This is a genomic window from Sphingopyxis sp. 2PD (assembly GCF_005503695.1).
Classification (GTDB): Bacteria; Pseudomonadota; Alphaproteobacteria; order Sphingomonadales; family Sphingomonadaceae; genus Sphingopyxis.
Genome location: NZ_SCMU01000014.1, coordinates 1 through 26,800 on the forward strand (window position 1 = coordinate 1; position 26,800 = coordinate 26,800).

Genomic DNA, 26,800 nt, shown 5'->3' on the forward strand with positions numbered 1-26,800 from the left:
GCGCTGCTCTGGCCGGAGTCCATTCACCCCTCCCCTGAAGGGGAGGGGTGAATGGACTCCGGCCAGAGCAGCGCCGCGGTCTCCGCCGTATCGCCAACGAAATGGCGCGACAGCCGGAACAATTCCTCATCGACCCGCGTCGCCAAGAGCGCCCGAACCATCGCCGACTTCACTGCCGGAAAATCGAGGCTTTCGGTCAGCGCCGCGATCGCCCACCCACGATCCGGGTCAGACGTGTGGCGCAGATAATCGACGATCAGCGCCAGCTTGCTGTTGCGCGAGCGCGTGTAGATCAGCCGATCGATCAGGGCCGCGAACGCCTTCACGCCTCTTCCTCCAGATCGCGGCCGACCATATGTAGCGCGCGCGCTTTGCGCTGATGCAGCTCGCACCAGCGCAGCAGGCCGTCTTCGCTACCATGCGTGATCCACGTCTCCTTGGGGTTCACCTGCGAAATCGTCGTCGTCAGCTCGTCCCAGTCGGCATGGTCCGAAATCACGAGCGGCAGCTCGACCATCCGTTGCCGCGCGCGCTGGCGCACCCGCATCCAGCCCGACGCCATCGCAGTCACCGGATCGGGCAGCCGCCGGGACCAGCGGTCGTTCAGCGCCGAGGGCGGAGCGACGACGATCTGCCCCGCCATGTCGGCCTTGTCGGTTTCGCTCACCAGTCTGAGTTCGCCGAGATCGATGCCGTGCGCGGCATAGAGCGCGCACATTTTTTCGAGCGCACCATGGATGAAGATCGGCGCGTCCCACCCCGCCGCGCGGAGCTCCGCAATCACGCGTTGCGCCTTGCCCAGCGCATAGGCGCCGACGAGCACCGACCGATCGGGCTCGGCGCGCACCGCGCCGATCAGCTTGGCGATCTCCTGCCCCGTCGCGGGGTGGCGGAACACCGGCAGGCCAAAGGTCGCCTCGGTGATGAAGATGTCGCACGGTACGACCTCGAACGCGGCGCAGGTCGGGTCGGCACGGCGCTTGTAATCGCCGGTGATGACAATGCGCTCGCCCGCATATTCCATCAATATCTGCGCGCTGCCCAGCACGTGCCCGGCGGGATGGAAGCTGAAGCGGACGCCGCCACGTTCGAACCCGTCGCCATAAGCGAAAGCCTGATTATGGCTCGCCGCGGCATCGACGCCATAGCGCAGCGCCATGATCGCCAGCGTTTCAGGGGTCGCGAACACCGCGCCGTGGCCGCTGCGCGCATGGTCGGCGTGGCCGTGCGTCACCGCAGCGCGTTCGACGGGGTGCGAGGGATCGATCCACAGGTCGGCGGGCTTCACATAGAGCCCGTGCGGATGCGGTTCGAGCCAGGGCTTGGGTTTGGCCATCAGGCGGCGAGAGCCCGGGCCCGCGCGAGATCGGCGACGAACATCGCCCGCTCCTCGGCGGCGCGCGTCCGATCGGGCAGGCGAAGCAGGAAGGAGGGATGAATCGTCGCGACCAGCTTCGTACCCCCCGCCAGTTCATGCACCGCGCCGCGCATCGAGGCGATGCTCGCGCTCTTGCCCGTCACCCCGCGCAGCGCGCTGCCGCCCAGGGTGACGATCAGCTTGGGCTGGACCAGCGCGCGTTCCTTGTCGAGCCACCAGCGGCAAATGTCGATCTCGCCCGCCGTCGGATTCTGGTGAAGCCGCCGCTTGCCGCGCGGTTCATATTTGAAATGCTTGACCGCATTGGTGAGGAACAATCGCTTGCGGTCGAGCCCCGCTTCCGCCAGCGCCTGGTCCAGCGCCTGCCCCGCCGGTCCGACAAAGGGACGCCCCTGCAGATCCTCCTGATCGCCGGGCTGCTCGCCGACGAGCATGATCTGTGCGTCCGCTGGCCCCTCACCCGCGACCCCCTGCGTCGCGTTGCACCCGATCGGACAGCGATTGCAGCGATCGACCGCGCGCGCGACGTCGGCCAGCGTCTGGATGTCATCGTCGAGGAGCAGTTCATCGGCCACGCGCGTCCGCCATTTGTCGGTCAAGGGGTTGGCCATGGAAACGGCGGCCTCGCGCATCCGTTCCACCCGCGCCTCGGCCGCAGCCAGCAGCGGCGCAATGTCCCGCGCCTCGGGCAGGTTCTTCCAATATTTCTTGGGCATTTCGGCGCGCATCGCGTCGACCTTGACCCGCGCAGGGTTGAAGATGGCGCCATAATAGGTGCGCCATTGATCCTCGACGACGTCGCTGTCCGGCACCTCGTCCTTCGTGCCGCCCGCGCCATAGACCAGCGCCTCCCCGTGCCAGATTGCCCGCGCATCGGGGGTCACGATCGCCCAATCCATGCCGTAAAAGCGCCGCCGAAAGAAAGGCGCGGTGAGCCGCAGGATGCGGTGATCGGGCTCGAACCACGCCGCAAAGGATTCGCGGCCCGCGTCCTCGCCCAGCCGACGGAAGCGCACGAACGCGTGCATCTTGTGGACGTCGCGCCGGATCGCCTTGTCGGCCTTGCGCAGCCAATCAATGTCGGGGTCGGTGCGCCGCGCCAGCAGCTGCAGGTCGCGCGCCGCGCGCCAGACGATGCGGTAGAGCCGGGCGGGAACCGCGGCATCGCGGAGGCAGATGACGCGATCCGCCATCGCCAGCAATTCGCGCGGCAGCGACACAGTGCCGGGCGCCGCCAAGGGCGCCGTGCCGCCAAACAGCGACGCGCCCTCGTCGGCGCTGCGCCAGCTGACATCCTCGGGCGCCACCCCGCCCGCGAGCAGCCCGCGCGCCGCGTCGCGCCATTCGGCGAAATCGCCGGGATGGGCCAGCACGACCTCTCTCATAGCGCCAGCGACAATTGCTCGGCGGGCGGCGCAAAGCGCTCGCGCAGGCTGGCGCTGTCGGTCAGCGAACCCGGCCGCCAGTCGGGGGTGACGATGAACGGCAACAGCTTTTTCACCGAGGCGGTCAATTTGGCGAGATCGCCCAGCCTGAGTTTCCCCAGCCGCCGCGCCGCGACGATCCGGTCGACCGCGCGCGTCCCCAGCCCCGGCACGCGCAGCAGCATCTCGCGCGGGGCGCGGTTGATGTCGACCGGAAATGCTTCGCGCCGCTGCAGCGCCCACGCAAGCTTGGGGTCGATCGCCAGGTCGAGCATACCCCCATGTGCGCCCTCCATGATCTCGGCGCGTTCGAAGCCGTAGAAGCGCAGCAGCCAGTCGGCCTGATACAGCCGATGTTCGCGCATCAGTGGCGGGCGCACCGGCGGCAGGTCGCTGCTCGCATCCGGAATCGGGCTGTACGCCGAATAATAGACGCGGCGTAGGCGATAGCCCGAATAGAGGTTCGTCGCGGTCGCGAGAATGTCGTCGTCGCGCGATCCGTCGGCGCCGACGATCATCTGGGTCGATTGCCCCGCCGGGGCAAAGCGGGGCGGCTTCGCCTTTTTGAGCAACCGCCCTGTCGCCGCCTCGATCGCATCGTCGGCCCCGACGCGCACCGATGCCATCGTCTTGCGGATCGTTGCGGGCTTTTTCTCGGGCGCAAAGCTCGACAGCCCCGCCTCGGTCGGCAATTCGACATTGGTCGACAACCGGTCGGCATAAAGACCCGCGAGCGCGATCAGGCCCGGATCGGCCCCCGCAATTGTTTTCAAATGGATATAGCCGCCGAAGCGATGCTCCTCGCGCAGGATGCGCGCCACCTCGACAAGCTGCTCCATCGTATAATCTTCGGACCGGATGATCCCCGACGACAGGAACAGCCCCTCGATATAATTGCGCTTGTAGAAATCGAGGGTGAGCCGGACGACTTCCTGCGGATTGAACCGCGCGCGCGGCACATTGCTCGACGCCCGGTTGATGCAGAACCGGCAGTCATAGATACAGAAATTGGTGAGCAATATCTTCAGCAGCGAGATACAGCGGCCATCGGGCGCATAGCTGTGGCAGATGCCCATGCCTTCGGTCGACCCGATGCCTTTGGTACCGGTCGAATCGCGCTTCACCGTTCCCGACGACGCGCACGACGCGTCATATTTGGCGGCGTCGGCCAAAATGCCAAGTTTTTCGAGAATCGCTTTTCCAGACATTTCCTACACATAACATAGGAACATAACAGGAACAAATCACATCGCCGCGCTCAGGCGTCGCGCCACCGCGCCGGCAAGGTGATTTCGAGGACCAGCCCCGTCGGTTGCCAGTGTCGCTCGATCGTCCCGCCCAGATTGTTGCGGACGCTGCGTTCCATCAACAGCGTGCCAAAACTGGTTTTTTCGGGCGGGCCGATCGGGCCATGATTGCCGGTTTCGGTCCAGGTGAGCCGGAACAGCCGCGGATCGCTGCCTTCTGCATCCTGCGTCCATTGAATATCGACATCGCCGGCGGCGCCTGACAGCGCACCATGCTTGACCGCATTGGTCGCCAGTTCGTTGAACACCAATGCCATCGCGACGAGGGCGTTTTCGGGGAGCAGGAGATCGGGTCCCGACCAGCGAATGCGCGGAAAGGCGGCCTCGACCTCGCGCAGCAGCGCGTGCATCGACCCGGTCATGAAATTGGCGCCGAGCAGCACATTCTGCGCGCGATTGAGCGCGTCCAAGCGCCCGGTGATCCGCTCTACATAATCGTCGACGTCGGTCGCGGCATGACGGGTGAGCGAGATGATTGCGCTGACCGTCGCGAACAAATTGCGCATCCGGTGATGCAGTTCGCGCATCAACAGATTGGCATTTTCCTGGCGGCTCTTCTGTTCGGTGATGTCGATGCTGATCCCGGTCAAGATCGCGTCGGTGGTGTTGACGTCCCAATCGGCGCGGACCGCAATCCAGCGCACCCCGCGTTCGGGGTGCTGGATGCGATACTCGGTCGCATAATGGCTGCCGCTTTCGATCGAGCCGCCCAGCACGCCGCGCACCATGTCGCGATCGTCGGGCAGCAACCGTTCCCAGAAGCCTTCGATATCGACCAGCGCAGTGGCGAAATCGGCGCCCCACAATTCGGCGACGGCACCGCCCCATTCGATCGATCCGGTCCGCGTATCATAACGCCACGTCGCGATACCCGAAAAATCGAGCGCCCGCTCCAGCGTCTGCCGCGCCTCGTCGCGCTGCGCAACGATGCGCCGCAGATCGGCTTCGGCCATGATGATCGCCGCGAAATCTTCGAGCCGCTCCAGCTCGCGATCGTTCAACAAGGGGCGTTCCTTGCGATCGATCACACATAATGTGCCCAATATCGCCCCGTTATAGGCGCGCAGCGGCACCCCCGCGTAAAAGCGAATGAACGGGTCGCCGGTCACCAGCGGATTGTCGCGAAAGCGCGCATCGCCCAGGACGTCGGCGATCACCACCGGCTTGTCGTCGGCGATCACATATTGGCAAAAGCTGATGTCGCGAGGTGTTTCGGCGGCATCAAGGCCATAAGAGGATTTGAACCATTGCCGACAATCATCGACCAGCGAAACCAGCGCGATCGGTGCATCATAAAGGTCGGCGACCATTTTGGTCACGCGGTCGAACGCTTCCTCGGGATCGGTATCCATGATCCGATATTCACGAAGTGTATCGAGGCGCAGGCGCTCGGCCTGTTCCGGACTTGCATAACCACCGTCCGCCAACTGATGCCCCTCACCTCCGCCGGATCCTGTGGGCCGCTCTGCCATGAATATGGTCCCTACAAAAGTCTGTTTGCCATTGGAAACAGAAAGCGGCCCAATTCCACTGACTTACCGATGGCGGCGAAGCGTCCCGGCTGACTCTACGCATTGCGCGATGACAAGTTGCAGCGCTTCGTCGTGCATTTTTGACCCAAGGTTACGGAACCGTCGCCCGCCGGGGCGCGTATGATGGGCCAAAGCGGGAGGTAATATATGCCGTTGGGTGAAGAGCTTCGGGGACATTTGCCGTATCTGCGGCGCTACGCGCGCGCGCTGACGGGCAGCCAGCAGCATGGCGACAATTTTGTCCACACGACGCTGGAGGTGATCGTCGCTGCCCCGGACGAATTCAGCGCGGGCAACGGCACCCGTATCGACCTTTACCGCAATTTCCACCGCATCTGGGAAAGCGCCTATATCGACGATGGCGAGGGCGATGACGATGGCGAAGACCCGCTGGTTCGCGCCGCCAACCAGCGCCTCGCCCGGATCACCCCGCTCGGGCGGCAGATCCTGCTGCTGACCGCGCTCGAGGGATTTTCGGTCGCCGAGGCCGGGATCATCACCGGCACCGACCATGGCACCGTCGAAACTTTGCTCGCCGAGGCGGTCGGCGAACTGGACCGCGAATCGCGCACGTCGGTGCTGATCATCGAGGACGAGCCGCTGATCGCGATGGAACTCGAACAAATCATCCGCGAACTGGGGCACACAGTCGCCGGGGTCGCCACCACGCATGCCGACGCGGTTGCCGCGTTCGAGGCGACCGACGCGGGACTGGTGCTCGCCGATATCCAGCTTGCCGACGGATCGTCGGGGATCGACGCGGTGCAGGACATTCTGGCGATCGCGCCGGTGCCGGCGATCTTCATCACTGCCTTTCCCGAACGCCTGCTGACCGGGGGGCGCGTCGAGCCGACCTTCCTGATCTCGAAACCCTTCCGCGAGAATACCGTGCGCGCAGCGATCAGCCAGAGCCTGATGTTCACGCCGCAGCTGGCGGCGTAGCGAGGCTTAGGGTCAGGACCCTAGTCGCGCCCCGGACCGTTCGCGGTCAGCTGGTCGACATCGTCCATGATCGACCCGAATACGTCGCTCGACGCCAGCTCGTCGGCGCTGCGCAGCGGCATCGTGCCGCTTTCCAATATCGCTTGCAGCGCGGTGCGTGCGCGCGACACGCGGCTTTTCATCGTCCCGACCGCGCAGTCGCAGATCGCCGCGCCTTCCTCATAGGACAGCTGCCCCGCGCCGATCAGCACCAGCGCCTCGCGCTGGTCGACGGGCAGCATCAACAGCGCGCGCTGGACATCGGCCAAATGCAGGCTGTCGTCCTGATCGTCAGGCGCCACCAGCAGCCGCTCGGCGGCCATTTCGTCATATTCGGCGGTGAATTTCTTGCGCCGCATCTGCGACAGGAAACAGTTGCGCAGGATCACGAACGCCCAGCTTTTCATGCTGGCGGGCCCCGGCACATATTGCGCGCGCGCCTTCCACGCCTTCAGCATCGTTTCCTGCACCAGGTCATCGGCGAGGTCGGCGTTGCCGCACAGGCTGCGGCCAAAGGCGCGCAGATGCGGCAACATCGCCGCCAGCTCGCGCTTGAAGCTGGCATCGTCGAGCGGCTGGGGATCGAGCGGCGGAGGCGTCAGGTCGTTGATAATCTAGCCTTAGTTTACGCAGAAGTCGTTGTTGTGCCCGTCAGGCTTAGCGCGTCGGACCAATGATGCAAACGAGAACCGCTGCACGACATGAAAACGTCAGCCGGCGGGCCGCGTCCGGCGCCCCAACGCGATGAAATTTTCCATCATCAACGCATCCTGGGGGTCAAGCCGGCCGCGCGCCGCCACCCGCGCCAGATCATCGTCATGGCTGCGAAATTCGGGATCGTACAGCATCGTCCATTCGGCAAACGCCCGTTCCGCGATTTCGCGGCGGCGGATTTCCACCATCCCGCTATGCCGCGGATCGTTGCGGATCACCGCCAGACAGGCATCGACCTTGTCGCCCGGCCCTTCCAGCAATTGCAGGAAATTGTGGCCGTTGAAAATCAACGCGCCGGTCAAGGCATCGCGCTGATTGTTGCGACGGGCCTGGACAAGGAGGGCAGCAATATCCTGTTCGCCGATCAACGGATCGGCAACGCTGACATAGATAACGGAAAGCAAGCGACGTCCTCCAGCCTACCGCCACGCGGGAAAGGCAAAGCAAAACCCCTCGCCGCAAGCCTGGTCGCCTACGCGGCGGACCGGATACGGCGGTTGTGACATCTTGGCAACGCTTTCGTCGCAAAAAAAGCAACTGCCGGGAACCCGCGGCGCTTTTCGTCGTTGCTCCGACATGGCTACGCAAGGCAACAACAGGTCGAACGGCACGGGCACCCCGCCCCCGGGGGCTGATGCGCCAAATCGCAAGCAGGGAAGCTTTCCCGGCACCGACAGCGACGAGTGGCATCGCACGCTGACCGGTCGCCAGGCGCCCGAGCCTGTCAGCGCCAAGCTGCGGATGATCTATGGCAACATCGTCTCCGAACAATTGCCCGATCAGATGCTCGACCTCTTGTCGCAACTCGATCAGAAAAGTCCGAAGCGGTAATGGCTGCGTCCGCTGCTGCGGCGCCGACCGGCGGAAGCCTGTCCGACGCCGAATTCAAGGCATTGCTCGCCGCCGTCATCCCGCATCTGCGCGCCTATGGCCGCAGCCTGTCGGGCAATCCCGACCTCGCCGATGACCTGACACAGGACACGATGGTCAAGGCCTGGGCGTCGCGCGATCGATTTGAGCGCGGCACGTCGATCAAGGCGTGGACGTTCGTCATCCTGCGCAATACGTTTCTGTCGCAGATGCGCCGCAACAAGTTCGTCGGCGAATATGACGAAACGGCGGTTGAACGCACGATGTCGACCCCGGCCAGCCAGGAAGACAGCGGCGAAATGGCCGACCTGCAACGCGGGCTGATGGAATTGCCGCAGGACCAGCGCGAGGCGCTGATCCTGGTCGGCGCGGGCGGGATGTCGTATGAAGAAGCGGCCAGCATCTGCGACTGCGCGCTCGGCACGATGAAAAGCCGCGTATCGCGTGCGCGCACCGCGCTTGAGGAAATCATGAACAGCGGGCAATTTTCGCAGAAGCGCGCCGATGCGCCGCCCGCCAGCGAGGCCGTCGACGCGATCATGGACAGCGTCGAGACGATCACCGCGCGGCGTGAGGCGGCAAACCGTTAAGCCCTCTCGACTTTGCCGCACTGCCGCGCCAGATTGGCGTTTCCCTCCCTAGCAAAGCGAGCTTCTGTCCATGAAATCACTGCCGCTCCTCGCCATCGCCGCCGCGCTTGCGGCAGGCGCTTGCTCGGCCACCACGGCCTCGAGCCAGGCCGCCGATCCTGCCGCGCTCGACGCTTCGGGTGAGCACCCGGCGACCCCGGTCGCCGATGCGCCGTTCACCGTGCAAGAGGTCGCGAGCTTCAACGAACCCTGGGCGATGACCTTCATCCCTGGCACCCGCGCCGCGCTGATCACCGAAAAATCGGGCAAGCTGAAAATCTGGCAAGAAAATGGCCCGACGCTGGATGTCGCGGGCGCTCCGGCGGTGGCCTATGGCGGCCAGGGCGGATTGGGTGACGTCATCGTTGCGCCCGATTTCGCGACGAGCGGGACCGTCTATCTGAGCTGGGCCGAACCCGGCGCCGGGGACACTGCCGGCGCGGTCGTCGGCATGGCGAAGCTGGTGCAGGGCGCCGCGCCGCGGCTGGAGGGGCTGAAAACGATCTGGACGCAGTCGCCCAAGGTCAGCGGCAAAGGCCATTATTCGCACCGCCTCGCCTTTTCGCCCGACGGGCAATATCTGTTCATCGGATCGGGCGACCGGCAAAAGATGGAACCGGCGCAGGACAAGAGCGGCACGCTGGGCAAGATCGTCCGGCTCAAACCCGATGGCAGCGTACCGGGCGACAATCCGTTCGCGGCCGAGGGCGGCGTCACGGCCCAGATCTGGTCGCTCGGCCACCGCAACATCCTTGGCCTGACCTTCGACGGCGCGGGCAAGCTATGGAACCAGGAAATGGGGCCGCGCCACGGCGATGAAATCAACCTTGTCGAACGCAGCGCCAACTATGGCTGGCCGGTGGTGTCGAACGGCGACCACTATAATGGCAGCGCGATCCCCGACCACCCGACGCGGCCCGAATTTGCGGCGCCGAAGCTGTGGTGGAACCCCGCGGTTTCGCCCGGCGGCCTCGCCTGGTACGGCGGCGACCTCTACCCCGCCTGGAAGAACAGCCTGCTGATGGGCGCGCTTTCGGGCGAAGGCCTCGTCCGCGCCAGCATCGATGGCGAGCGGCTGAGCAAGGCCGATCGCTGGGACTTCGGCACCCGCATCCGCGAGGTCGAGGTGCGCGATGACGGTACCGTATGGCTGCTCACCGATGGCGAGAATGGCAAGCTGGTCAAGCTGGTTCCGAAGCGCTGAACCGAAACCCTCCTTTCGCGGGAGGGACGGTGATAGGGTTTTTCCATGATCCGCGGCTTCCTCACCCGGCGCGCCGAATGGCCCGCGCGCATTCCCGATCCCGACGCGCTGCCGCCGCTGGGCCTGCTGTGGCGCGAAGTGACAAGCCTCGCGCGTGCGCTCTGGGGCCGCATCCGCCCGATGCCCGCCGAGCCCAATCCCGACAGCGATCATCCGCCGGTGATGGTCCTGCCCGGTTTCCTGTCGGGCGATTGGGCGACCAAGGCGCTGCGCGCCGACCTGCGCCGTGCGGGCTTTCGCTGCTACGCTTGGGGGCTCGGCTTCAACCGCGGCGCCACCTCCGACATCATCGAACGGATCGACAGCCGCGTGCAATGGATCATCGATCGCACCGGTCAGGCTCCCGCGCTGGTCGGCTGGAGCCTTGGCGGCATTTACGCGCGCGAATATGCCAAGCATCACCCGCATAAGGTCGCCCGCGTCGTCACCCTCGGCTCGCCCTTTTCGGGCAGCCGCCGCGCCAATCGGGCCTGGCGCCTCTACCACCTGGTCGCGCGCCATCCGGTCGACAATCCGCCGATCGACTTCCACCCCGCCCCGCGCCCCGAAATGCCGACCTTTGCCTTATGGTCGGCCTATGACGGCGTCGTCGCGGTGGGCAGCGCGCGCGGCCAGCCGCACGAAAGCGATCGCCAGGTCGAGGTCGATTGCGGCCATATGGGCTTTGCCTATGCGCCGACGTCGGTGGCGGCGATCGTCAAGGCGCTGAAGGAAGAGGTTGCTGAGCAGGGTGGCAATGACTGTTAGTGGCCAGAAGTGGACGTGTCTTCTCCCCTCCCTTTTAGGGAGGGGCTGGGGGTGGGTAGCCGCCGAAGGCGGCATTCTGCCTCGGCTCGCTTCGCTCGCACCCACCCCAAACCCCTCCCTGAAAGGGAGGGGAATGGCTTAAAACCACCCCAAAGCCGCCCTCACTCCTGAAACGGCGCCACCACTTCGGCGGTCACGCGCAGCGGCCGTCCGCTTGCCTTGTCGAGCAGCGCCCAGACCGTCCGCGCCCGCACATGCACCTTGCCGTCGGCGCCGGTGAATTCCATGAAGCGGTCGAACTTCGCCCCCTGCGGCTTGTCGGCGACCCACGTCCGCGCGGTCACCGTTTCGCCGGGACCGAGCGCGCGCAGATAGTCGATCTCGTGCCGCACCACGACCCAGACATAGGCGTCCTTATGGCTTTGCGGCGCCGCGGCGTCCCAATGGCCGGTCGCGACCTGCTGGATCCACTGGACCCAGACCGCATTGTTGACATGGCCGAGTTCGTCGATGCTGTCGGGGGTGGCGGTGAGTTGGAGGGTAAATTCTTTCATCAGTCGCCCAGACTATGTCGAGATTCAGTTCGTGGTGGAGCGAGAATGGCTGGCTCCGAGAACCGGCGCGCAGCGTACTTCAGTACGTGAGCACCGGAAGCGCAGGAGACGGCCGTTCGCAGCCCGCCACGGGCTGAATATCGGCATGGTCTAAGCCAGCTCCACCGTCGTCACCATATAGCCCGCATCGCGCAGCGAGGCGACGAGGCTGTCGAGATGTTCGCGGTCACGCGCCTCGCATTCGATGTCGGTGATCAGCCCTTTGGCGGGCAGCGTCGTAAAGATGCGCTGGTGATAGATTTCGATGATGTTGACCTGCTTCTCGTCGAATAGCTTCATCACCTTGAACAACGCGCCCGGTCGATCCTGCAAGCGGATGCGCAGCCGCGCGATGCGGCCCGAGCGCGCGAGGTCGCGCAGCAGCACATTGGCGAGCAGGCGGGTGTCGATATTGCCGCCGGTCAGCACCAGCCCGACCTTGCGCCCGGCGAATTCTTCGGGGTGTGCGAGCATCGCGGCGAGCCCGGCGGCGCCGGCACCCTCGACCACCGTTTTTTCGATCTGGAGCAGCAGGCTGACCGCACGCTCCAGATGCCGTTCGGCGACGAGCACGATGTCGTCATTGAGTTCGGCAACGAGCTTGCGGGTGTAGGATCCCGGTTCCTTCACCGCGATGCCCTCGGCCAGCGTATCGCCCTCGCACGCCATGTCGACGCCGTTCAGCTCGGCGTACATCGACGGATAAAGTTCGGCCTGCACGCCAACCAGCCGCATGTTGTTCTTGATCCCGCGCGCCGCGGTGCCCATGCCCGCAAGCAGCCCGCCGCCGCCGATCGGTACGATGAGGGTATCGAGCTCGGGCACGTCCTCGAGCATTTCGAGCGCGACCGTCCCCTGCCCTGCCGCGACATGCGGATGATCGAAGGGGTGGACAAAGGTCAGCCCGCGTTCGATTTCCAGCAGCCGCGCATGGGCATAGGCGTCGTCGAAGGTCTCGCCGTGCAGCACGATCGTCGCGCCGTGGCTCGCGGTCTGCGACACTTTCACCTGCGGCGTGGTCTTGGGCATCACGATCGTCACCGGCACGCCCAGCCTTTTGCCATGATAGGCCAGCCCCTGCGCGTGATTGCCCGCCGATGCGGCGATCGCGCCGCGGGCCTTGGCTTCCTCGCTCAGCAGCAGCAGCGCATTCAAGGCGCCGCGTTCCTTGTACGCCGCGGTGAATTGCAGATTTTCGAACTTCAGCCACACGTCGGCGCCGACCAGCTCCGAAAGCGTCTGCGACTTCAGCGTCGGCGTGCGCACCACTGCGCCATCAATTCGCTCCGCCGCCGCGCGCACATCGTCAAGGGTGATTGCCGGAAGTTCGGCAGCGGACAGGATGGGTGCGGTCGTGCTCATGATGCCGCTCGCCCTAGCCTATCTGGCGCACCGCGCAAACCATGGTTATGGGTCGTCTTATGAGCGAACAAAAATTGCGCATCAGCTTCATCGGCACCGGCGTCATGGGCGGACCGATGGCGGGCCATCTTGTGAAAGCGGGCCATGACCTCACCGTCTATAACCGCACGCGCGCCAAGGCCGACGCCTGGGTCGCGGCGCATGGCGGCAAGGCGGCAGCGACCCCGGCGGAGGCGGCGCAGGACGCCGATGTCGTGCTGACCTGCGTCGGCAACGACGATGATCTGGCGCAGGTGACGCTGGGGCGCGACGGGGCGTTCCGCGCGATGCGCAAAGGCGCCTTGTTCATCGACCATACCACGGTCTCGGCGCGGATCGCGCGCCAGCTGTCGGTCGAGGCCGACGGGCTTGGCCTGCTCTGCCTCGATGCGCCGGTATCGGGTGGCGAAGCGGGGGCGCAGAAGGGAGCGCTCTCGATCATGTGCGGCGGCAGCAAGGCCGCCTTCGACGCCGCCGCGCCGGTGATGCAGGCCTATGCCGCGCGCATGGTCCATATCGGCGGCCCCGGCGCCGGGCAGACGACCAAGATGGTCAACCAGATCGCGATCGCCGGGGTGCTGCAAGGCCTGTCCGAAGCGCTGCGCTTTGCGCAGGCGTCGAAGCTCGACACGGACAAGGTGTTCGAGGCGGTGTCGGGCGGCGCGGCGGCGAGTTGGCAGATGCTCAACCGCTGGGATACCATGGCAAAGGACGAATTCGACTTCGGGTTCGCGGTCGACTGGATGCGCAAGGATCTGGGCCTCGCGCTCGACGAAGCGCGGTCGAACGGCGCGACGATCCCCGTCGCCGCCATCGTCGATCAATTTTACGCCGATGTGCAGAAGGCCGGACACGGCCGCCGCGACACCAGCTCACTCGTAACAAGGTTGCCGAAATGAACCGCCTCCTGCTCACCGCGCTCGCCCTCACCCTCGCCGCGCCCGCGCACGCCGACACGCTGGTCGACAATGTCAACGGCATCACGCTCGACAAGGACGGCAAGCTGGTCCGCTTCACCGGGCTAGTCATCGACAAGGACGGCAAGGTCAAAGAGCTGCTCGACCGCAAGGACAAGCGCCCCGAACGCCCCGATTTCAAGGAGGATGGCAAGGGCCGCACCCTGATCCCCGGGCTGATCGACGCGCACGGCCATGTCATGGGGCTGGGTTTCCAGCTGATGCTGCTCGATCTGTCCGACACCAACAGCCTTGCCGAAGCACAGGCGGCGATCCGCAAATATGCCGCCGAAAATCCCGAAATGCCGTGGATCATCGGGCGCGGCTGGAACCAGGAAAAATGGGGCCTGGGCCGCTTTCCCACCGCTGCCGACCTCGATGCGGCGGTGCCGAACCGCCCGGTGTGGCTCGAACGCGTCGACGGGCATGCGGGCTGGGCGAACAGCGCGGCAATGGCGGCCGCGAAGGTGACCGCGGCCAGCAAATCGCCGGAGGGCGGCCGCATCGAAATGGCGAGCGGCAAGCCAACCGGGGTGTTCATCGACGCGGCGATGAGCCTGATCGACGGTGCCAAGCCCAAACCGCTCGCGCGCGACCTCGACCGCGCCTTGCTGCTCGCGCAGCAGAAACTGCTCGAACAAGGGATCACCGCAATCGCTGACATGGGGACGTCGATCCTCGACTGGCAGGCATTCCGCCGCGCCGGGGACAAGAAACAGCTTGCGGTCCGCATCCTCAGCTACGGCGGCGACATCGACAATATGGCGATGATCGCGGGCGGCGAGCCGACGCCGTGGCTCTACGACGACCGGCTGCGCATGGTCGGGGTCAAATTGTACCTCGACGGCGCGCTCGGGTCGCGAGGGGCGTGGCTAAAGGCGCCATATAGCGATGCGCCGGGCCAGACCGGCCTGCCCCTGCTCACCCCGGCGCAGCTTCGCAACAAGATGGTGCGTGCGTCGATGGACAAGTTCCAGGTGACGATCCACGCGATCGGCGACGCCGCCAATGCCGAGGCGTTGAATGCGATCGCCGACCTCACCGCCGACCTGCCCGGCGAACGCCGCTGGCGGATCGAACATGCGCAGGTCATCGACCCCGCCGACATCGCGCGCTTCGCCAGCCTGAAGGTCATCGCATCGATGCAGCCGGTCCACCAGACCAGCGACCGGCTGATGGCCGAGGCCCGACTCGGCCCTGACCGGCTGAAGGGCGCTTATGCCTGGCGCAGCCTGCAAGCCGCGGGCGCTCGCCTCGCCTTTGGCTCCGACGTCCCGGTTGAAAGCGCCGATCCCTTTGCAGGCCTCGCCGCCGCCATCTCGCGCACCGACGCGAATGGCCAGCCCTTCGGCGGCTGGCGGCCCGAGGAAGCGGTGAGCCGCGAAGCGGCGCTCGACGGCTTCACCCGCACCGCAGCCTACGCCGCCTTTGCCGAGGACCGCATCGGCACCTTGATGCCGGGGATGCGCGCCGATTTCCTGATGATCGACGCCGACCCGATGCTCGCCAGCCCCGACGAGATTCGCAAGATGGTGCCGCTCGAAACCTGGATCGGCGGCTATCGTTATTACAAAAGGGAAGCGCCGGGTGGCGGGCGATAAACTCCCCAGCCGCCGCGCGCTGCTGACCGGGCTCGCCGCGCTGCCGGTCGCGGCAACTGCCGTGGCCGCCGAGCGCCGGTCCAAAAAGCGCAAACCCGCGAGGCCTGAGGTCCAGCATGTCGATGTCGCGATTATCGGCGCGGGGGTGTTCGGTGCGTGGACCGCATGGCATTTGCTCCGCGCGGGCAAGAGCGTGCGCCTGTTCGATGCCTATGGCGCGGGGCATGTCCGCTCGTCCTCGGGCGGCGAAAGCCGGGTCATCCGCATGGGTTATGGCGCCGACACCATTTATTCCGACATGGCGCGCGAATCGCTACCTTATTGGAAAGCGCTGTCCGACAGCGCCAGCGCGCCGATTTTTCACAACACCGGCGTGCTGTGGTTCGCGCCGCAGGGCGATGCCTATACCGCGCAGTCGCTGGCGTGGCTTCAAGCCAATCGCGTCGGCCACGAGCATGGCGACGTGCGCTGGCTGCAGGACAAATATCGCCAGATCCAATTCTATCAGGGCGAGACCGGCATCCTCGAAACCGAATGCGGCGCGCTGATCGCCGGGCGCGGCGTACAGGAAGTCATCGCCGATGCGCAGATCGCGGTCGAGCGCGTCGTGATGCCCGCGCCCCTGCTGTCGAAACGGATCAAGCGCCACAGCCTGCCCGACGGCGGCACCGCCGATCATCTCGTCTATGCCGCGGGGCCGTGGCTCGCCGAACTCTTCCCGCAGCAGTTGATGAACAAGATCGTCGCAACGCGGCAGGAGGTTTATCATTTCGGCGCGCCGCAGGGCGACACCCGCTTCGCGCCGCCCGAACTGCCGGTGTGGGCCGACAACAGCAACAACGGCATCTTCTATGGCATCCCCGACCTGGAGGGCGCGGGGTTCAAGATCGCGATCGACCGCCACGGCCCGGTGGTCGACCCAGACACGATGGAACGTCAACTGACCCCGGCGGGAATCGCCGAGGCGCGCGCCTATATCGCGCGCCGCTTTCCTGCCCTCGCCTCGGCGCCACTGATCGGCGGGCGCGTCTGCCAATATGAGAATAGCTCGAACGGCGATTATCTGATCGACCGCTTTCCGGGGCAGGAACGCGTCTGGCTGGTCGGCGGCGGATCGGGGCACGGCTTCAAGAACGGCCCCGCGGTCGGCAAGCGGGTCGCGGCGCATGTCCTCGATGCGAAACTCGCGGTCGAACCGCGCTTCAGCTTTGCGTCCAAGGGGACGGTCGCGGCGCGGACAGTATTCTGATGCGCGGCGCGACCCTCTACTCCCGTTCGTGTCGAGCGAAGTCGAGACACGAACGGAGCCATGAAAAGTGAAACTCACCGACTGCCACAATATCGATGACTTCCGCGCCCTCGCCAAGCGCCGCCTGCCCTGGCCGGTGTTCGATTACATCGATGGCGCCGCCGACGACGAGGTCACCCGCCGCCGCAACCTCGCCGCGTTCGACGACTGCGACCTGATCCCGCGCGTCCTCGCCGGGGTCGAAAGCGTCGATATGCGCACCACCTTGTTCGGGCGCGAGATGGCGATGCCGCTATTCCTGTCGCCGACCGCGCTGCAACGCCTGTTCCACTGGCAGGGCGAGCGCGCGGTGCTGCGCGCCGCCGCAGGCGCCGGGACGATGGCGGGTATCTCCAGCCTCGCCACGATCAGCCTTGCCGAAGCGGGCGCGCTGACGGGCGGTCCCAAGCTGTTCCAGCTCTATGTCCACAAGGATGAAGGGCTCAATCGCGCGATGCTGGCCGCGGCGCGCGATGCGAAGTTCGACGCGGTCGCGCTGACGGTGGACACGATCGTCGGCGGCAACCGCGAACGCTGCCTGCGCTCGGGCTTCACTTCGCCGCCGCGCTTCACGGCGGGCAATATGCTGAGCTACGCCGCCAAGCCCGGCTGGGGCCTCAACTATGTGCTGCGCGAGAAATTCAGCCTGCCCAATCTTGCGACGCATGTGTCGGAGGGATCGAGCGTCCCCAAATCGGTCGCCGACTATTTCACCTCGATGCTCGACCAGAGCCTCGACTGGCAGCGCGCCGAAGCGATCCGCAAGCAGTGGGACGGCCCCTTCTGCCTGAAAGGCATCGTCGCGGTCGAGGATGCGCGGCGCGCGGTCGAGATCGGCGCCACCGCGATTATGGTATCGAACCACGGCGGGCGGCAGCTCGACGGCAGCCGCGCCCCCTTCGATGCGCTGGCCGAGATCGTCGACGCGGTCGGCGACAAGATCGAGGTCATCTGCGACGGCGGCATCACGCGCGGCACCCATGTGCTGAAGGCGCTATCGGTTGGGGCGAAAGCCTGTTCGGGCGGCCGCCTCTATCTCTACGCGCTCGCCGCGGCGGGCGAGGATGGCGTCGCCCGCGCCATCGCGCTGCTGCGCGCTGAAATGGAGAGGGGCATGAAATTGATGGGCGCCAAGTCGCTCGCCAGCCTGTCGCGCGACAATCTCCGCTGGCGCTAGAGTCTGTCCTGTTCAGATTTATCCGTAGCCCTGAGCCTGTCGAAGCCTGTCCTGAGCGCCTGCAAGGCAGTCGAAGGGGGCGCTTCTCGTCGACAAGCGCCCTTCGACAGGCTCAGGGCTACGGTGACTTGATTCAGGCTAAGCAGGACAGACCCTAGTCGCACGCACGAAAAAGGGGGCGGCCTCCCCCGAAGCCGCCCCCTTTGCGCGTGGTCGCTGACCCGCTAGGCGATCAGAAAGAAAAGCCCAGCGTAAAGACCACGGTTGGATCGAACAGCGTATCGACGGCCTTGATGCCCGACTTTTTGATGTCGGTGTCGATATATTGAACAGTGAAGGTCGCGGGACCAGCGGCGAACGAAGCGCCGAGCATCCAGTCGAGGTAATTGCCGCCGGGCGCCAGCGCGCCGAGCGAACCGTCAGTGTAGCCGAGCCCGGCATTGAGCGTCACCGGGGTGTCGGGGATGCCGTAGCCAAGGCCAAGGTTCAGGTAGATATTGTCGTTGCTGCCCAGCGAGTTCTGGTCGGGGGCATAGGCCACCGTGCCGGTTGCCGAAACGGGGCCGATGTCGTGCGACAGCTTGCCGATGATTTCGACATAGTCGCTGGGACCGGCAAAATCCTGATTGCCCGGATAGACATAATAGGTTGCGCCGAGATCGACCGTCGTGCCGGGCGCGATTTCGGTCGCGAAGCCCGCATAAAGATCGAGCTCATATTTGCCATAAAGGGGGCTGTCGGGAAGCGTCGACCCCCACACACCGGCGTAAAAGCCGCTTTCGTGGCTGACCGTCAGCGTTGACTGGACCGCCACCTTTTCGTTCGACAGCGAAATACCGCGGAAGCGATAGTCCGAAACGACCGAAACACCGCCCGAAAGCGAGACCGGGCCGCTGGCTTCTTCTTCCTGGGCGAAGGCGGGCGTCGACATGGCCGACGCGGCGAGCAGCATGCCGAAACACGCTTTGGTAAGAAACTTCATGGGTGATCCCCCTAGTAAAAAAACGGATCGTCCCAGCCTGCTGTACGCTGTCCACGCCTCTTTAAAGCGGGCCTGTGACGTCGAACGATTCGAAATTGCCGATTTTGCTGCGCCGCACAAACAAAAATTGCGCCTGCCCATGATTCGGCGACAAACTGTGTCTTTCGCGCAACAGCTTGATCGGAGCGCGCAGGCTTTGCCAAGTCGCCTCGCGACAGCTAAAGAGCGCGCCTGTCCCCTTCTCGATCGAGCCCGAACCCATGAGCGATCACAACCCCGGCCTGCGCCCCTGGCGCGACATCGCGCGGCGCCAATGCCGCCAGATCATGGTTGGCGACGTTCCGGTCGGCGGCGGCGCACCGATCACGGTCCAGACGATGACCAACACGCTGACCAGCGATGCGGTGGCGACGATCGACCAGATTCGTCGCTGCGAGGAAGCGGGCGCCGACCTGATCCGCGTGTCGTGCCCCGATACCGATTCGACCGCGGCATTGGGGAAGATCGTTCGCGCCGCGCGCATCCCGATCATCGCCGACATCCATTTCCACTATAAACGCGCGCTCGAAGCCGCCGACGCGGGCGCGGCGTGCCTGCGCATCAACCCCGGCAATATCGGCAGCAGCGAGCGCGTCGGCGAGGTCGTCCGCGCCGCCAAGGCAAATGGCTGCGCGATCCGCATCGGCGTCAATGCCGGCAGCCTCGAGAAAGACCTGCTCGAAAAATATGGCGAGCCCTGCCCCGAGGCGCTGGTCGAAAGCGCGCTCGACCATATCAAGCTGCTGCAGGATCACGACTTCCACGACTATAAGGTCGCGGTGAAGGCGAGCGACGTCTTCCTCGCGGTCGCCGCCTATGCGCAGCTCGCCGACGCGGTTGACTGCCCGCTCCACCTCGGCATCACCGAAGCCGGCGGGCTGATCGGCGGCACGGTCAAATCGGCGCTCGGCATCGGCAACCTCCTCTGGGCCGGGATCGGCGACACGATCCGCGTGAGCCTGTCGGCCGAACCCGAAGAGGAAGTGCGCGTCGGCTATGAAATCCTGAAGTCGCTCGGCCTCCGCACCCGCGGCGTGCGCGTCGTCTCCTGCCCCAGCTGCGCGCGGCAGGGTTTCGACGTCATCCGCACCGTGCAGGCGCTCGAAGAGGCACTCGGCCACATCAAGACCCCGATGTCGCTCTCGGTCCTCGGCTGCGTCGTCAACGGCCCCGGCGAAGCGCGCGAGACCGACATCGGCATCACCGGCGGCGGCAACGGCAAGCATATGGTGTACCTCTCGGGGGTCACCGACCACCATGTCGCCGATGCCGACATGATCGGCCACATCGTCAAGCTAGTCGAGGCCAAGGCCGCCGAGATCGACGCGGGCAACGCGGTCAGCATGGACGTCACGCACGGCAAGGCCGCGTAAGCGCCGCGCCCCTCGACCGATATAAACTTTGGACCAAATATCTGCTCCCCGGCGAAAGCCGGGGCCCAGGGCGTCAAAAAACAAGCGTTGCGTTATGCCGCTCTGGACCCCGGCTTTCGCCGGGGAGCAGCTTTTCACTTGTCCAGAGGGCTTGATTCCAGGACGGGGAACCACTCGCGAAGCGGTCCCGGTCAGGCGTCCTGACCAACCGCCAACGGCACCAACCCATCCATCACCGCGGTCAATGCCAGCGCATTTTCGCGCTCCATCGCGCTATGCCCCGCGTTGGTGACCACATAGGACACCGGCTCGGCGCCCGCCGCGCACAGCGCGGTGACCAGCCGCGACGCCTGCGTCAGCGGACAGACTTCGTCGAAGCGGCCATGAACGATATGGATCGGGATCGCCGCGAGCGTGGCGATATGGTCGAAGAAATGCCCCGCGGGCAGGAACAGGCTATTGGCGAAATAATGCGCCTCGATCTGGGCAAAACATAGGGCGAAGTCCGCCTCGCCGAACTTGCCAGTGTCGGCGGCTTCGGGGATCATGTTCGAAATCACCCCCTCCCACAACGACCAGGTCAGCGCCGCCTCCAGCTGCCGCGCCTTCTCCGCCGCGGTGGTCGGTACCATGTCAAAGATCGCCTTGTACGACGCCATCACATCGCCGCGTTCGGCGGGGGTCAGGACGTTCAGCAGCGCCGCCCATTCGTCGGGATATTTGATATAGGCGCCCGGCGCGGGCAGGCCGAACGGGTCGGCGTCCCACGTCGCGGCATTGCCCTGATACAGATAGTCGAGATCCTCGGGCGCGCCGAGGAAGATGCCGCGCAGGATCAGGCTGGCGCAATGCGCGGGATGCGCGATCGCATAGGCCATTGCCAGCGTGCTGCCCCAGCTGCCGCCAAAGACGTGCATCGGCCCCGTGATCCCCAGATGGTCGCGCAATTTCTCGATGTCGCCGATCAGGTCGGCGGTGGTGTTTTTGGCCAGCGCGACCGTGGGGCCGGCTGACGCGACATTGGGCTCGCTCTTGCCGCACCCGCGCTGGTCGAACAGGATGACGCGATAGCGCGCCGGATCGAAAAAACGCGCCATCACCGGGGCACAGGCGCCGCCGGGGCCGCCATGCAGGAACATCACCGGCTCGCCCGCCGGGTTGCCATATTCTTCCCAATAGATGCGATGCGCGGGATCGACATCGACCTCCAGCCAGCCGAAGTTCAGGCTCGGCGGCTGCGGATAAACCCAATCGTCGCCGATCTTGCTGCTCGCCTGAAGCCGGGAAAAATCCATCGCCGCTGTCCTCGCTGGTGCCGTTGGGAAAGCACCGGCTTAGCCGCCCCAGCCGCCATGTCCACCCGCCGGGCGGAGTCAGGCCGCGTCGTGAAAGATCACCCCCAGCGTATGCCGCCGCCCCGAGCGGATCGCGCTGACCCCATGGCGCATCGCCACGCGATAATCGCCGCGGCTGCCCGCGACCGGCCGTTCGTTCATCGCAAAGATCACCGCATCGCCCTTGCCCAGCGGCACGACCGCGGCGCGCGACTGCATCCGGGGCCGCTGCTCGGTCAGCACAAATTCGCCGCCGGTGAAATCATCGCGCGGCGCCGACAACAGCACCGCGACCTGCAACGGAAAGACCTCGGCGCCATAGAGGTCGCGGTGCAGGCAATTATAATCGCCCGGCCCATATTGCAGCAGCAGCGGCGTCGGACGCACCTGCCCCGCCGCGTGACACCGCGCCAGATAGTCGGCGTGGCGGGCGGGAAAGCGTTCATCGCGCCCTGTCCGCTCTTGCCAGCGATTGGCGATCGGCGCCAGACGGGGATAGAGTCGCTCGCGCAAGCTCGCAACGAGCGGCGGCAGCGGATAGGCGAAATAGCGATACTCGCCGCGCCCGAACCCGTGCTGCGCCATATGGACATGGCTGCGGAACAGCGCCTCTTCTCCATAGAGCGCCGCGGTGTTGTCGCATTCGTTCGCGGTGAGCAGCCCCGGCAGGACAGCCCATCCCTGCCGGTCAAGCGATGCGGCAATGGCGGGCCAGTCCAGCACCGCAATGCGCGGGGCAACTTCAGGATCGATCGTTTCGGTCATGCAGGACGCCTGCCATGCCGACGCGCCGCCGACGCCCCGTTTCTTGCGGTCAAATCGCACCTCTGCCGCGTGACGATTTGCGCGCTTCAATGCCGCCGCGAAACCGCTTAGGCTGGCGGGCCATCAACCGGGAAGCCCCAACCTCATGACCCTACGCCTCGCCGCCGCCGCGCTCGTCGCTACCGTTTCGGTCCCCGCCATCGCGCAGACTGCGCCCGCTATCGACCCCGCCAACCTCACCGAAACCGTGCGCACCCTCGCCTCCGACCAGTTTCAGGGCCGCGCGCCCGGAACGATCGGCGAAGAACGCACGATCGGCTATCTGATCGGGCGGCTGCAGGCGCTCGGGCTCGAACCCGCGGGCCTCGACGGCGGCTGGACCCAGCCCGTGCCGTTGCTGCACACCCGCCTGGGAACCGCCACGACGCTGGCGTTCGACCGCAAGGGCGCAGCGACGCCGCTCGCTTTCGGCACGGACATCTATGTCTCGACGCTCCAGCCCAAGGATCAGGCGGTTGTACGGAACGCGCCGATGGTTTTTGTCGGCTATGGCGTCACCGCGCCCGAACGCGGCTGGGACGATTTCAAGGGTCAGGACCTGAAGGGCAAGGTAGCGGTTTTCCTGATCAACGACCCCGATTTCGTCGCGGTCAAGGGCGAGGATGCGTTCGGCAAGTTCGGCGGGCGGACGATGACCTATTACGGTCGCTGGACCTACAAGTTCGAAGAAGCGGCGCGGCGCGGTGCGATCGGCGCCCTGATCGTCCATGACACAGAAGGCGTCGGCTATGGCTGGAACGTCGTCAAAAGCGGTGGCGGCGAAAATTACGGCCTCGTCGTACCGCCCGAAAAGACGACGAGCCTGGCGCTGCAGGGCTGGATTTCGGGCGAGACCGCGACGACCCTGTTCGCAAACGCCGGACAGGATCTGACAAAGCTGCGCATCGCCGCGCGGCGCAAGGACTTCAAACCCATCGATCTTGGCACCGACTTCAACGCCGCGGTTCCGGTAACGCACGCGGTTGTGCAAAGCCAGAACGTCCTCGCGAAGATCCCCGGCGCCAAGCGCCCCGAAGAGGTCGTGATGTATGGCGCGCATTGGGACGCCTATGGCGCGGGCGCGCCCGACGAAGCGGGGCGCATCTACCGCGCCGGCGCCAATGACGACGCGCTCGGCGTCGCGGGACTGTTCGAGATCGCGCGCGGCTTCAAGGCCGCGCCGCCGCCCGACCGCAGCATCCTGTTCGCCTTCTGGACCGCCGAGGAACGCGGCCTGCTCGGTTCCGAAGCCTATGCAGCGAATCCGCTCTATCCGGTGGAAAAGACCGTCGCCAACCTCGGCCTCGACATCCTGCAGACCGCGGGGCGCGCCAAGGACGTCATCCTGATCGGCAAGGGACAGGGAACGCTCGAGGATGATCTCGCGCGCGTCGCCGCCGCGCAGGGACGCACCGTTTCGGTGGAAAGCCTGCCCGAACGCGGGCTATTCTACCGCGCCGACCATTTCAGCATGGCCAAGCGCGGCGTCCCCGTGCTGCTGATGATGGGGATCGCGGGTGCCTCCGACCTTATCAACGGCGGCAAGCCCGCAGGGCAGGCGTGGGTCGATGCCTATACCGGCAAATGCTATCATCAGGCGTGCGACGCCTGGGGTCCCGACTGGAACCTCGACGGCGCGGTGCAGGATATTTCGCTATTCTACACGATCGGCGACGAGCTGGCGCGCTCGGATCGCTGGCCCGGCTGGAAAGCCGGCAGCGAATTCAAGGCGATCCGCGACCAGAGCTCCGCGTCGCGTAAATAGCGCAACGAGCCTATAATCTGATCCATCGTCCCGCTGGTGTCGAGCGACGTCGAGACACCGTTCGTCGTTGCGCTACACCGATGGGTGTCTCGACTTCGCTCGACACGAACGGAGACTGAGGTCGTAGCGATTGAAGACACCAAGCGCTGGCACCTCGTGCGGCGGCAGCGAAAAAAAGGGGCCGCCTCTCGGCAGCCCCTTTCCCGTTTCGATAAGCCGAAGGCTTAGTCCTTCAGGAAATCAGGCACATGGCCCTGATCTTCCGGGCCATCGTTGCGTTCGCGGCGCGGGCCGCGATCGCGGTCGCCGTCGCGGCGCGGACCACGGTCGCCACGACCGCCGCCATCGCGGCGCGGGCCACGATCGCCGCGGTCACCGCGCGGCCCACGATCGCCGCGCGGTTCGCGCGGCGGGCGGGTGTCTTCCAGCTCGGCGCCGGTTTCCTGATCGACGACGCGCATCGACAGGCGAACCTTGCCGCGCTGGTCGATCTCGAGCACCTTGACCTTGACTTCCTGACCTTCGCTGAGGACGTCCGAGACCTTTTCGACGCGCTCATTGGCGATTTCGCTGACGTGGACGAGACCGTCCTTGCCGCCCATGAAATTCACGAACGCACCGAAATCGACCAGGTTGACGACCTTGCCGTCATAGATTTTGCCGACTTCGGCTTCCTCGACGATGCCGCTGATCCACTTGCGCGCGGCTTCGATCTGGTCGAGGTCGCTCGACGAGATCTTGATCAGGCCTTCGTCGTCGATGTCGACCTTGGCGCCGGTGGTCGCGACGATCTCGCGGATCACCTTGCCGCCGGTCCCGATGACATCGCGGATCTTCGACTTGTCGATCTGCATCGTTTCGATACGCGGTGCGTGCGCCGACAATTCGCTGCGGGTCTCGCCGAGCGCCTTGTTCATCTCGCCAAGGATGTGCGCGCGGCCTTCCTTCGCCTGGTTGAGCGCGGCTTCGAAGATTTCCTTCGTGATGCCCGCAATCTTGATGTCCATCTGCATCGTGGTGATGCCTTCAGACGTCCCCGCAACCTTGAAATCCATGTCGCCGAGGTGATCCTCGTCGCCAAGGATGTCCGACAGGATCGCATAATCCTTGCCTTCGAGGATCAGGCCCATCGCGATGCCCGACACGGGGCGCTTGATCGGCACGCCGGCGTCCATCATCGCGAGCGAACCACCACACACCGACGCCATCGACGACGAGCCGTTCGACTCGGTGATGTCGCTGGTGAGGCGGATCGTGTAGGGGAACTCGTCCTTGGTCGGCAGCACGGGGTGCAGCGCGCGCCATGCGAGCTTGCCATGGCCGACTTCGCGGCGGCCCGGGGCGCCGAAGCGGCCAACTTCACCGACCGAATAGGGCGGGAAGTTATAGTGCAGCATGAAGTTCTGGTACGACAGGCCGTTGAGGCCGTCGATCATCTGCTCCGCATCCTTGGTGCCCAGAGTAGCCGTAGCAATCGTCTGGGTTTCGCCGCGGGTGAACAGCGCCGAACCATGCGCGCGCGGCAGGAAGTGCGTTTCGGCAACGATCGGGCGGATCTGCGTCGTCGTGCGGCCGTCGATGCGCTTGCCGTCCTTCAGGATGGCGCCGCGCACGATTTCGGCTTCGAGCTTCTTGGTCAGCTTGATGCCCGCCATGACGTCCTGCGGGCTGAGGCCGTCGGCCGTGAAGCTTTCCTTCGCCTTCGCACGCGCTTCGTTCAAGGCATTCGAACGCGCCGACTTGTCGGTCAGCTTGTAAGCCGCCGCGATGTCCTTGCCGATCAGCTTCTTGAGCTTGTCCTTGATCGCGGCATTGTCGTCGCCGGCGGCGACTTCCCACGGATCCTTGGCGGCCTGTTCGGCGAGCTTGATGATCGCCTTGACGACTTCCTTACAGGCATCGTGCGCGAACAGGACCGCGCCGAGCATGATCTCTTCCGACAGCTCATTGGCTTCGGATTCGACCATCATCACCGCGTCGTAGGTCGCAGCTACGACGAGGTCGAGGTCGCCTTCGGCAACCTGCGCGTCGGTCGGGTTGAGGATATATTCGCCGTCGACATAACCAACGCGCGCGGCGCCGATCGGGCCCATGAAGGGCACGCCCGAAATGGTGAGCGCGGCCGACGCCGCGACCATCGCAAGGATGTCGGGCTCGTTGTGGCCGTCATAGCTCAGGACCTGGGCAATGGCGTTGATTTCGTTATAGAAACCTTCGGGGAACAGCGGACGGATCGGACGGTCGATCAGGCGGCTGACCAAAGTTTCCTTTTCGGTCGCACCGCGTTCGCGCTTGAAGAAGCCGCCGGGGATGCGGCCCGCGGCCGAATATTTTTCCTGATAATGGACGGTGAGCGGGAAGAAATCCTGCCCGTCCTTCACCGACTTCGCGGCGGTCACGGCGCACAGGACGACCGTTTCGCCCAGCGTCGCCATCACGGCGCCGTCGGCCTGACGGGCAACCTTGCCCGTTTCGAGCGTCAGCGTTTCACCGCCCCACTCGATCGATACTTTTTTCACGTCAAACATGTGGTTTCCTTCGCCCGCCGGGCCCTATGCCGGGCGGGGCCTCTGTGTCCGGGCAATCCGGCCCGGGGCGGTGTAGGGCGTCTGTCTGCCCTATAGCGGCCCCGCCGGATGCG

24 protein-coding genes and 1 pseudogene are annotated in these 26,800 nt (G+C 65.4%); 11 read left to right on the forward strand and 14 right to left on the reverse strand.

What is annotated here, in order from left to right:
* Nucleotides 1-41: 41 nt before the first annotated feature.
* From FFS18_RS11030 to FFS18_RS11050, 5 genes and pseudogenes are all read right to left on the reverse strand, one after another.
* Nucleotides 42-326, reverse strand: a pseudogene (locus FFS18_RS11030) (cisplatin damage response ATP-dependent DNA ligase); the annotation flags it as partial.
* Nucleotides 323-1,336, reverse strand: coding sequence for a ligase-associated DNA damage response exonuclease (locus FFS18_RS11035; RefSeq protein WP_137870864.1), 1,014 nt, complete (start codon nucleotides 1,334-1,336; stop codon nucleotides 323-325). The gene FFS18_RS11035 and the pseudogene FFS18_RS11030, both read right to left, overlap by 4 nt.
* The gene (locus FFS18_RS11040) at nucleotides 1,336-2,763 is read right to left on the reverse strand and encodes a UdgX family uracil-DNA binding protein (RefSeq protein ID WP_137870865.1); all 1,428 of its coding nucleotides are present in this window, start codon (nucleotides 2,761-2,763) and stop codon (nucleotides 1,336-1,338) included. Before FFS18_RS11040 ends, FFS18_RS11035 begins: the two co-directional genes overlap by 1 nt.
* The gene (locus FFS18_RS11045) at nucleotides 2,760-4,010 is read right to left on the reverse strand and encodes a putative DNA modification/repair radical SAM protein (RefSeq protein ID WP_137870866.1); all 1,251 of its coding nucleotides are present in this window, start codon (nucleotides 4,008-4,010) and stop codon (nucleotides 2,760-2,762) included. The genes FFS18_RS11040 and FFS18_RS11045 overlap by 4 nt, the downstream gene beginning before the upstream one ends.
* Before the next feature lie 50 nt (nucleotides 4,011-4,060).
* Nucleotides 4,061-5,536, reverse strand: coding sequence for a sensor histidine kinase (locus FFS18_RS11050; RefSeq protein ID WP_249340376.1), 1,476 nt, complete (start codon nucleotides 5,534-5,536; stop codon nucleotides 4,061-4,063).
* A gap of 252 nt (nucleotides 5,537-5,788) precedes the next feature.
* Between FFS18_RS11050 and FFS18_RS11055 the strand changes: the two genes are divergently transcribed.
* Entirely contained in the window at nucleotides 5,789-6,583 is a 795-nt protein-coding gene (locus FFS18_RS11055; RefSeq protein ID WP_120217130.1) for a response regulator, read from the forward strand.
* A 20-nt stretch (nucleotides 6,584-6,603) separates the two neighbouring features.
* On the opposite strand, the gene FFS18_RS11060 is transcribed toward FFS18_RS11055, so the two are convergent.
* Together FFS18_RS11060 and FFS18_RS11065 are read right to left on the reverse strand one after the other, a co-directional pair.
* A complete protein-coding gene (locus FFS18_RS11060) occupies nucleotides 6,604-7,158 on the reverse strand; it encodes a sigma-70 family RNA polymerase sigma factor (protein ID WP_120217131.1) in 555 nt (184 codons plus the stop codon).
* 174 nt (nucleotides 7,159-7,332) lie between these two features.
* A complete protein-coding gene (locus FFS18_RS11065) occupies nucleotides 7,333-7,740 on the reverse strand; it encodes a BLUF domain-containing protein (RefSeq protein ID WP_120217132.1) in 408 nt (135 codons plus the stop codon).
* 172 nt (nucleotides 7,741-7,912) lie between these two features.
* Here FFS18_RS11065 and FFS18_RS11070 point away from each other — a divergent pair, with 172 nt between their 5' ends.
* From FFS18_RS11070 to FFS18_RS11085, 4 genes are all read left to right on the forward strand, one after another.
* A complete protein-coding gene (locus FFS18_RS11070) occupies nucleotides 7,913-8,167 on the forward strand; it encodes a NepR family anti-sigma factor (RefSeq protein WP_120217133.1) in 255 nt (84 codons plus the stop codon).
* Nucleotides 8,167-8,796: a sigma-70 family RNA polymerase sigma factor gene (locus FFS18_RS11075; protein ID WP_137870868.1), complete on the forward strand. Its 630-nt coding sequence runs from the start codon at nucleotides 8,167-8,169 to the stop codon at nucleotides 8,794-8,796. The genes FFS18_RS11070 and FFS18_RS11075 overlap by 1 nt, the downstream gene beginning before the upstream one ends.
* A gap of 70 nt (nucleotides 8,797-8,866) precedes the next feature.
* Entirely contained in the window at nucleotides 8,867-10,039 is a 1,173-nt protein-coding gene (locus FFS18_RS11080; RefSeq protein ID WP_137870869.1) for a PQQ-dependent sugar dehydrogenase, read from the forward strand.
* A 45-nt stretch (nucleotides 10,040-10,084) separates the two neighbouring features.
* On the forward strand, nucleotides 10,085-10,846 hold the full coding sequence (locus FFS18_RS11085; RefSeq protein WP_137870870.1) for an esterase/lipase family protein: 762 nt from the start codon (nucleotides 10,085-10,087) through the stop codon (nucleotides 10,844-10,846).
* Between the two features lie 161 nt (nucleotides 10,847-11,007).
* Here FFS18_RS11085 and FFS18_RS11090 read toward each other — a convergent pair whose 3' ends face one another.
* Nucleotides 11,008-11,400, reverse strand: a complete 393-nt coding sequence (locus FFS18_RS11090) for an acyl-CoA thioesterase (RefSeq protein ID WP_137870871.1) — start codon at nucleotides 11,398-11,400, stop codon at nucleotides 11,008-11,010.
* Nucleotides 11,401-11,550: 150 nt separating this feature from the next.
* On the reverse strand, nucleotides 11,551-12,801 hold the full coding sequence (locus FFS18_RS11095) for a threonine ammonia-lyase (RefSeq protein ID WP_137870872.1): 1,251 nt from the start codon (nucleotides 12,799-12,801) through the stop codon (nucleotides 11,551-11,553).
* A gap of 59 nt (nucleotides 12,802-12,860) precedes the next feature.
* Between FFS18_RS11095 and FFS18_RS11100 the strand changes: the two genes are divergently transcribed.
* The 4 genes from FFS18_RS11100 to FFS18_RS11115 all read left to right on the forward strand — a co-directional run bounded on the left by FFS18_RS11100 (nucleotide 12,861) and on the right by FFS18_RS11115 (nucleotide 17,862).
* On the forward strand, nucleotides 12,861-13,739 hold the full coding sequence (locus FFS18_RS11100; RefSeq protein WP_137870873.1) for an NAD(P)-dependent oxidoreductase: 879 nt from the start codon (nucleotides 12,861-12,863) through the stop codon (nucleotides 13,737-13,739).
* Nucleotides 13,736-15,397 (forward strand): amidohydrolase, encoded by a 1,662-nt coding sequence (locus FFS18_RS11105; RefSeq protein ID WP_137870874.1) that lies wholly within the window; start codon nucleotides 13,736-13,738, stop codon nucleotides 15,395-15,397. Before FFS18_RS11100 ends, FFS18_RS11105 begins: the two co-directional genes overlap by 4 nt.
* Nucleotides 15,384-16,646: an FAD-dependent oxidoreductase gene (locus FFS18_RS11110; protein ID WP_171005290.1), complete on the forward strand. Its 1,263-nt coding sequence runs from the start codon at nucleotides 15,384-15,386 to the stop codon at nucleotides 16,644-16,646. Before FFS18_RS11105 ends, FFS18_RS11110 begins: the two co-directional genes overlap by 14 nt.
* Before the next feature lie 67 nt (nucleotides 16,647-16,713).
* Nucleotides 16,714-17,862, forward strand: a complete 1,149-nt coding sequence (locus FFS18_RS11115) for an alpha-hydroxy acid oxidase (protein WP_137870876.1) — start codon at nucleotides 16,714-16,716, stop codon at nucleotides 17,860-17,862.
* 232 nt (nucleotides 17,863-18,094) lie between these two features.
* On the opposite strand, the gene FFS18_RS11120 is transcribed toward FFS18_RS11115, so the two are convergent.
* Both FFS18_RS11120 and FFS18_RS11125 read right to left on the reverse strand, forming a co-directional pair.
* Complete coding sequence (locus tag FFS18_RS11120) at nucleotides 18,095-18,844, reverse strand: TorF family putative porin (protein ID WP_137870877.1); 750 nt, start codon at nucleotides 18,842-18,844, stop codon at nucleotides 18,095-18,097.
* Between the two features lie 61 nt (nucleotides 18,845-18,905).
* Nucleotides 18,906-19,106 (reverse strand): hypothetical protein, encoded by a 201-nt coding sequence (locus FFS18_RS11125; protein ID WP_137870878.1) that lies wholly within the window; start codon nucleotides 19,104-19,106, stop codon nucleotides 18,906-18,908.
* Here FFS18_RS11125 and ispG point away from each other — a divergent pair.
* Nucleotides 19,105-20,256: a flavodoxin-dependent (E)-4-hydroxy-3-methylbut-2-enyl-diphosphate synthase gene (gene ispG, locus FFS18_RS11130; protein ID WP_137870879.1), complete on the forward strand. Its 1,152-nt coding sequence runs from the start codon at nucleotides 19,105-19,107 to the stop codon at nucleotides 20,254-20,256. The genes FFS18_RS11125 and ispG overlap by 2 nt on opposite strands.
* Before the next feature lie 191 nt (nucleotides 20,257-20,447).
* On the opposite strand, the gene pip is transcribed toward ispG, so the two are convergent.
* A complete protein-coding gene (gene pip, locus FFS18_RS11135) occupies nucleotides 20,448-21,551 on the reverse strand; it encodes a prolyl aminopeptidase (protein WP_137870880.1) in 1,104 nt (367 codons plus the stop codon).
* A gap of 78 nt (nucleotides 21,552-21,629) precedes the next feature.
* On the reverse strand, nucleotides 21,630-22,355 hold the full coding sequence (locus FFS18_RS11140; protein WP_137870881.1) for a 2OG-Fe(II) oxygenase: 726 nt from the start codon (nucleotides 22,353-22,355) through the stop codon (nucleotides 21,630-21,632).
* Nucleotides 22,356-22,500: 145 nt separating this feature from the next.
* On the opposite strand from FFS18_RS11140, the gene FFS18_RS11145 reads away from it, so the two are divergent.
* On the forward strand, nucleotides 22,501-24,159 hold the full coding sequence (locus FFS18_RS11145; RefSeq protein WP_137870882.1) for a M28 family metallopeptidase: 1,659 nt from the start codon (nucleotides 22,501-22,503) through the stop codon (nucleotides 24,157-24,159).
* 224 nt (nucleotides 24,160-24,383) lie between these two features.
* Here FFS18_RS11145 and pnp read toward each other — a convergent pair whose 3' ends face one another.
* Complete coding sequence (pnp, locus tag FFS18_RS11150) at nucleotides 24,384-26,687, reverse strand: polyribonucleotide nucleotidyltransferase (protein ID WP_137870883.1); 2,304 nt, start codon at nucleotides 26,685-26,687, stop codon at nucleotides 24,384-24,386.
* Nucleotides 26,688-26,800 lie beyond the last annotated feature (113 nt).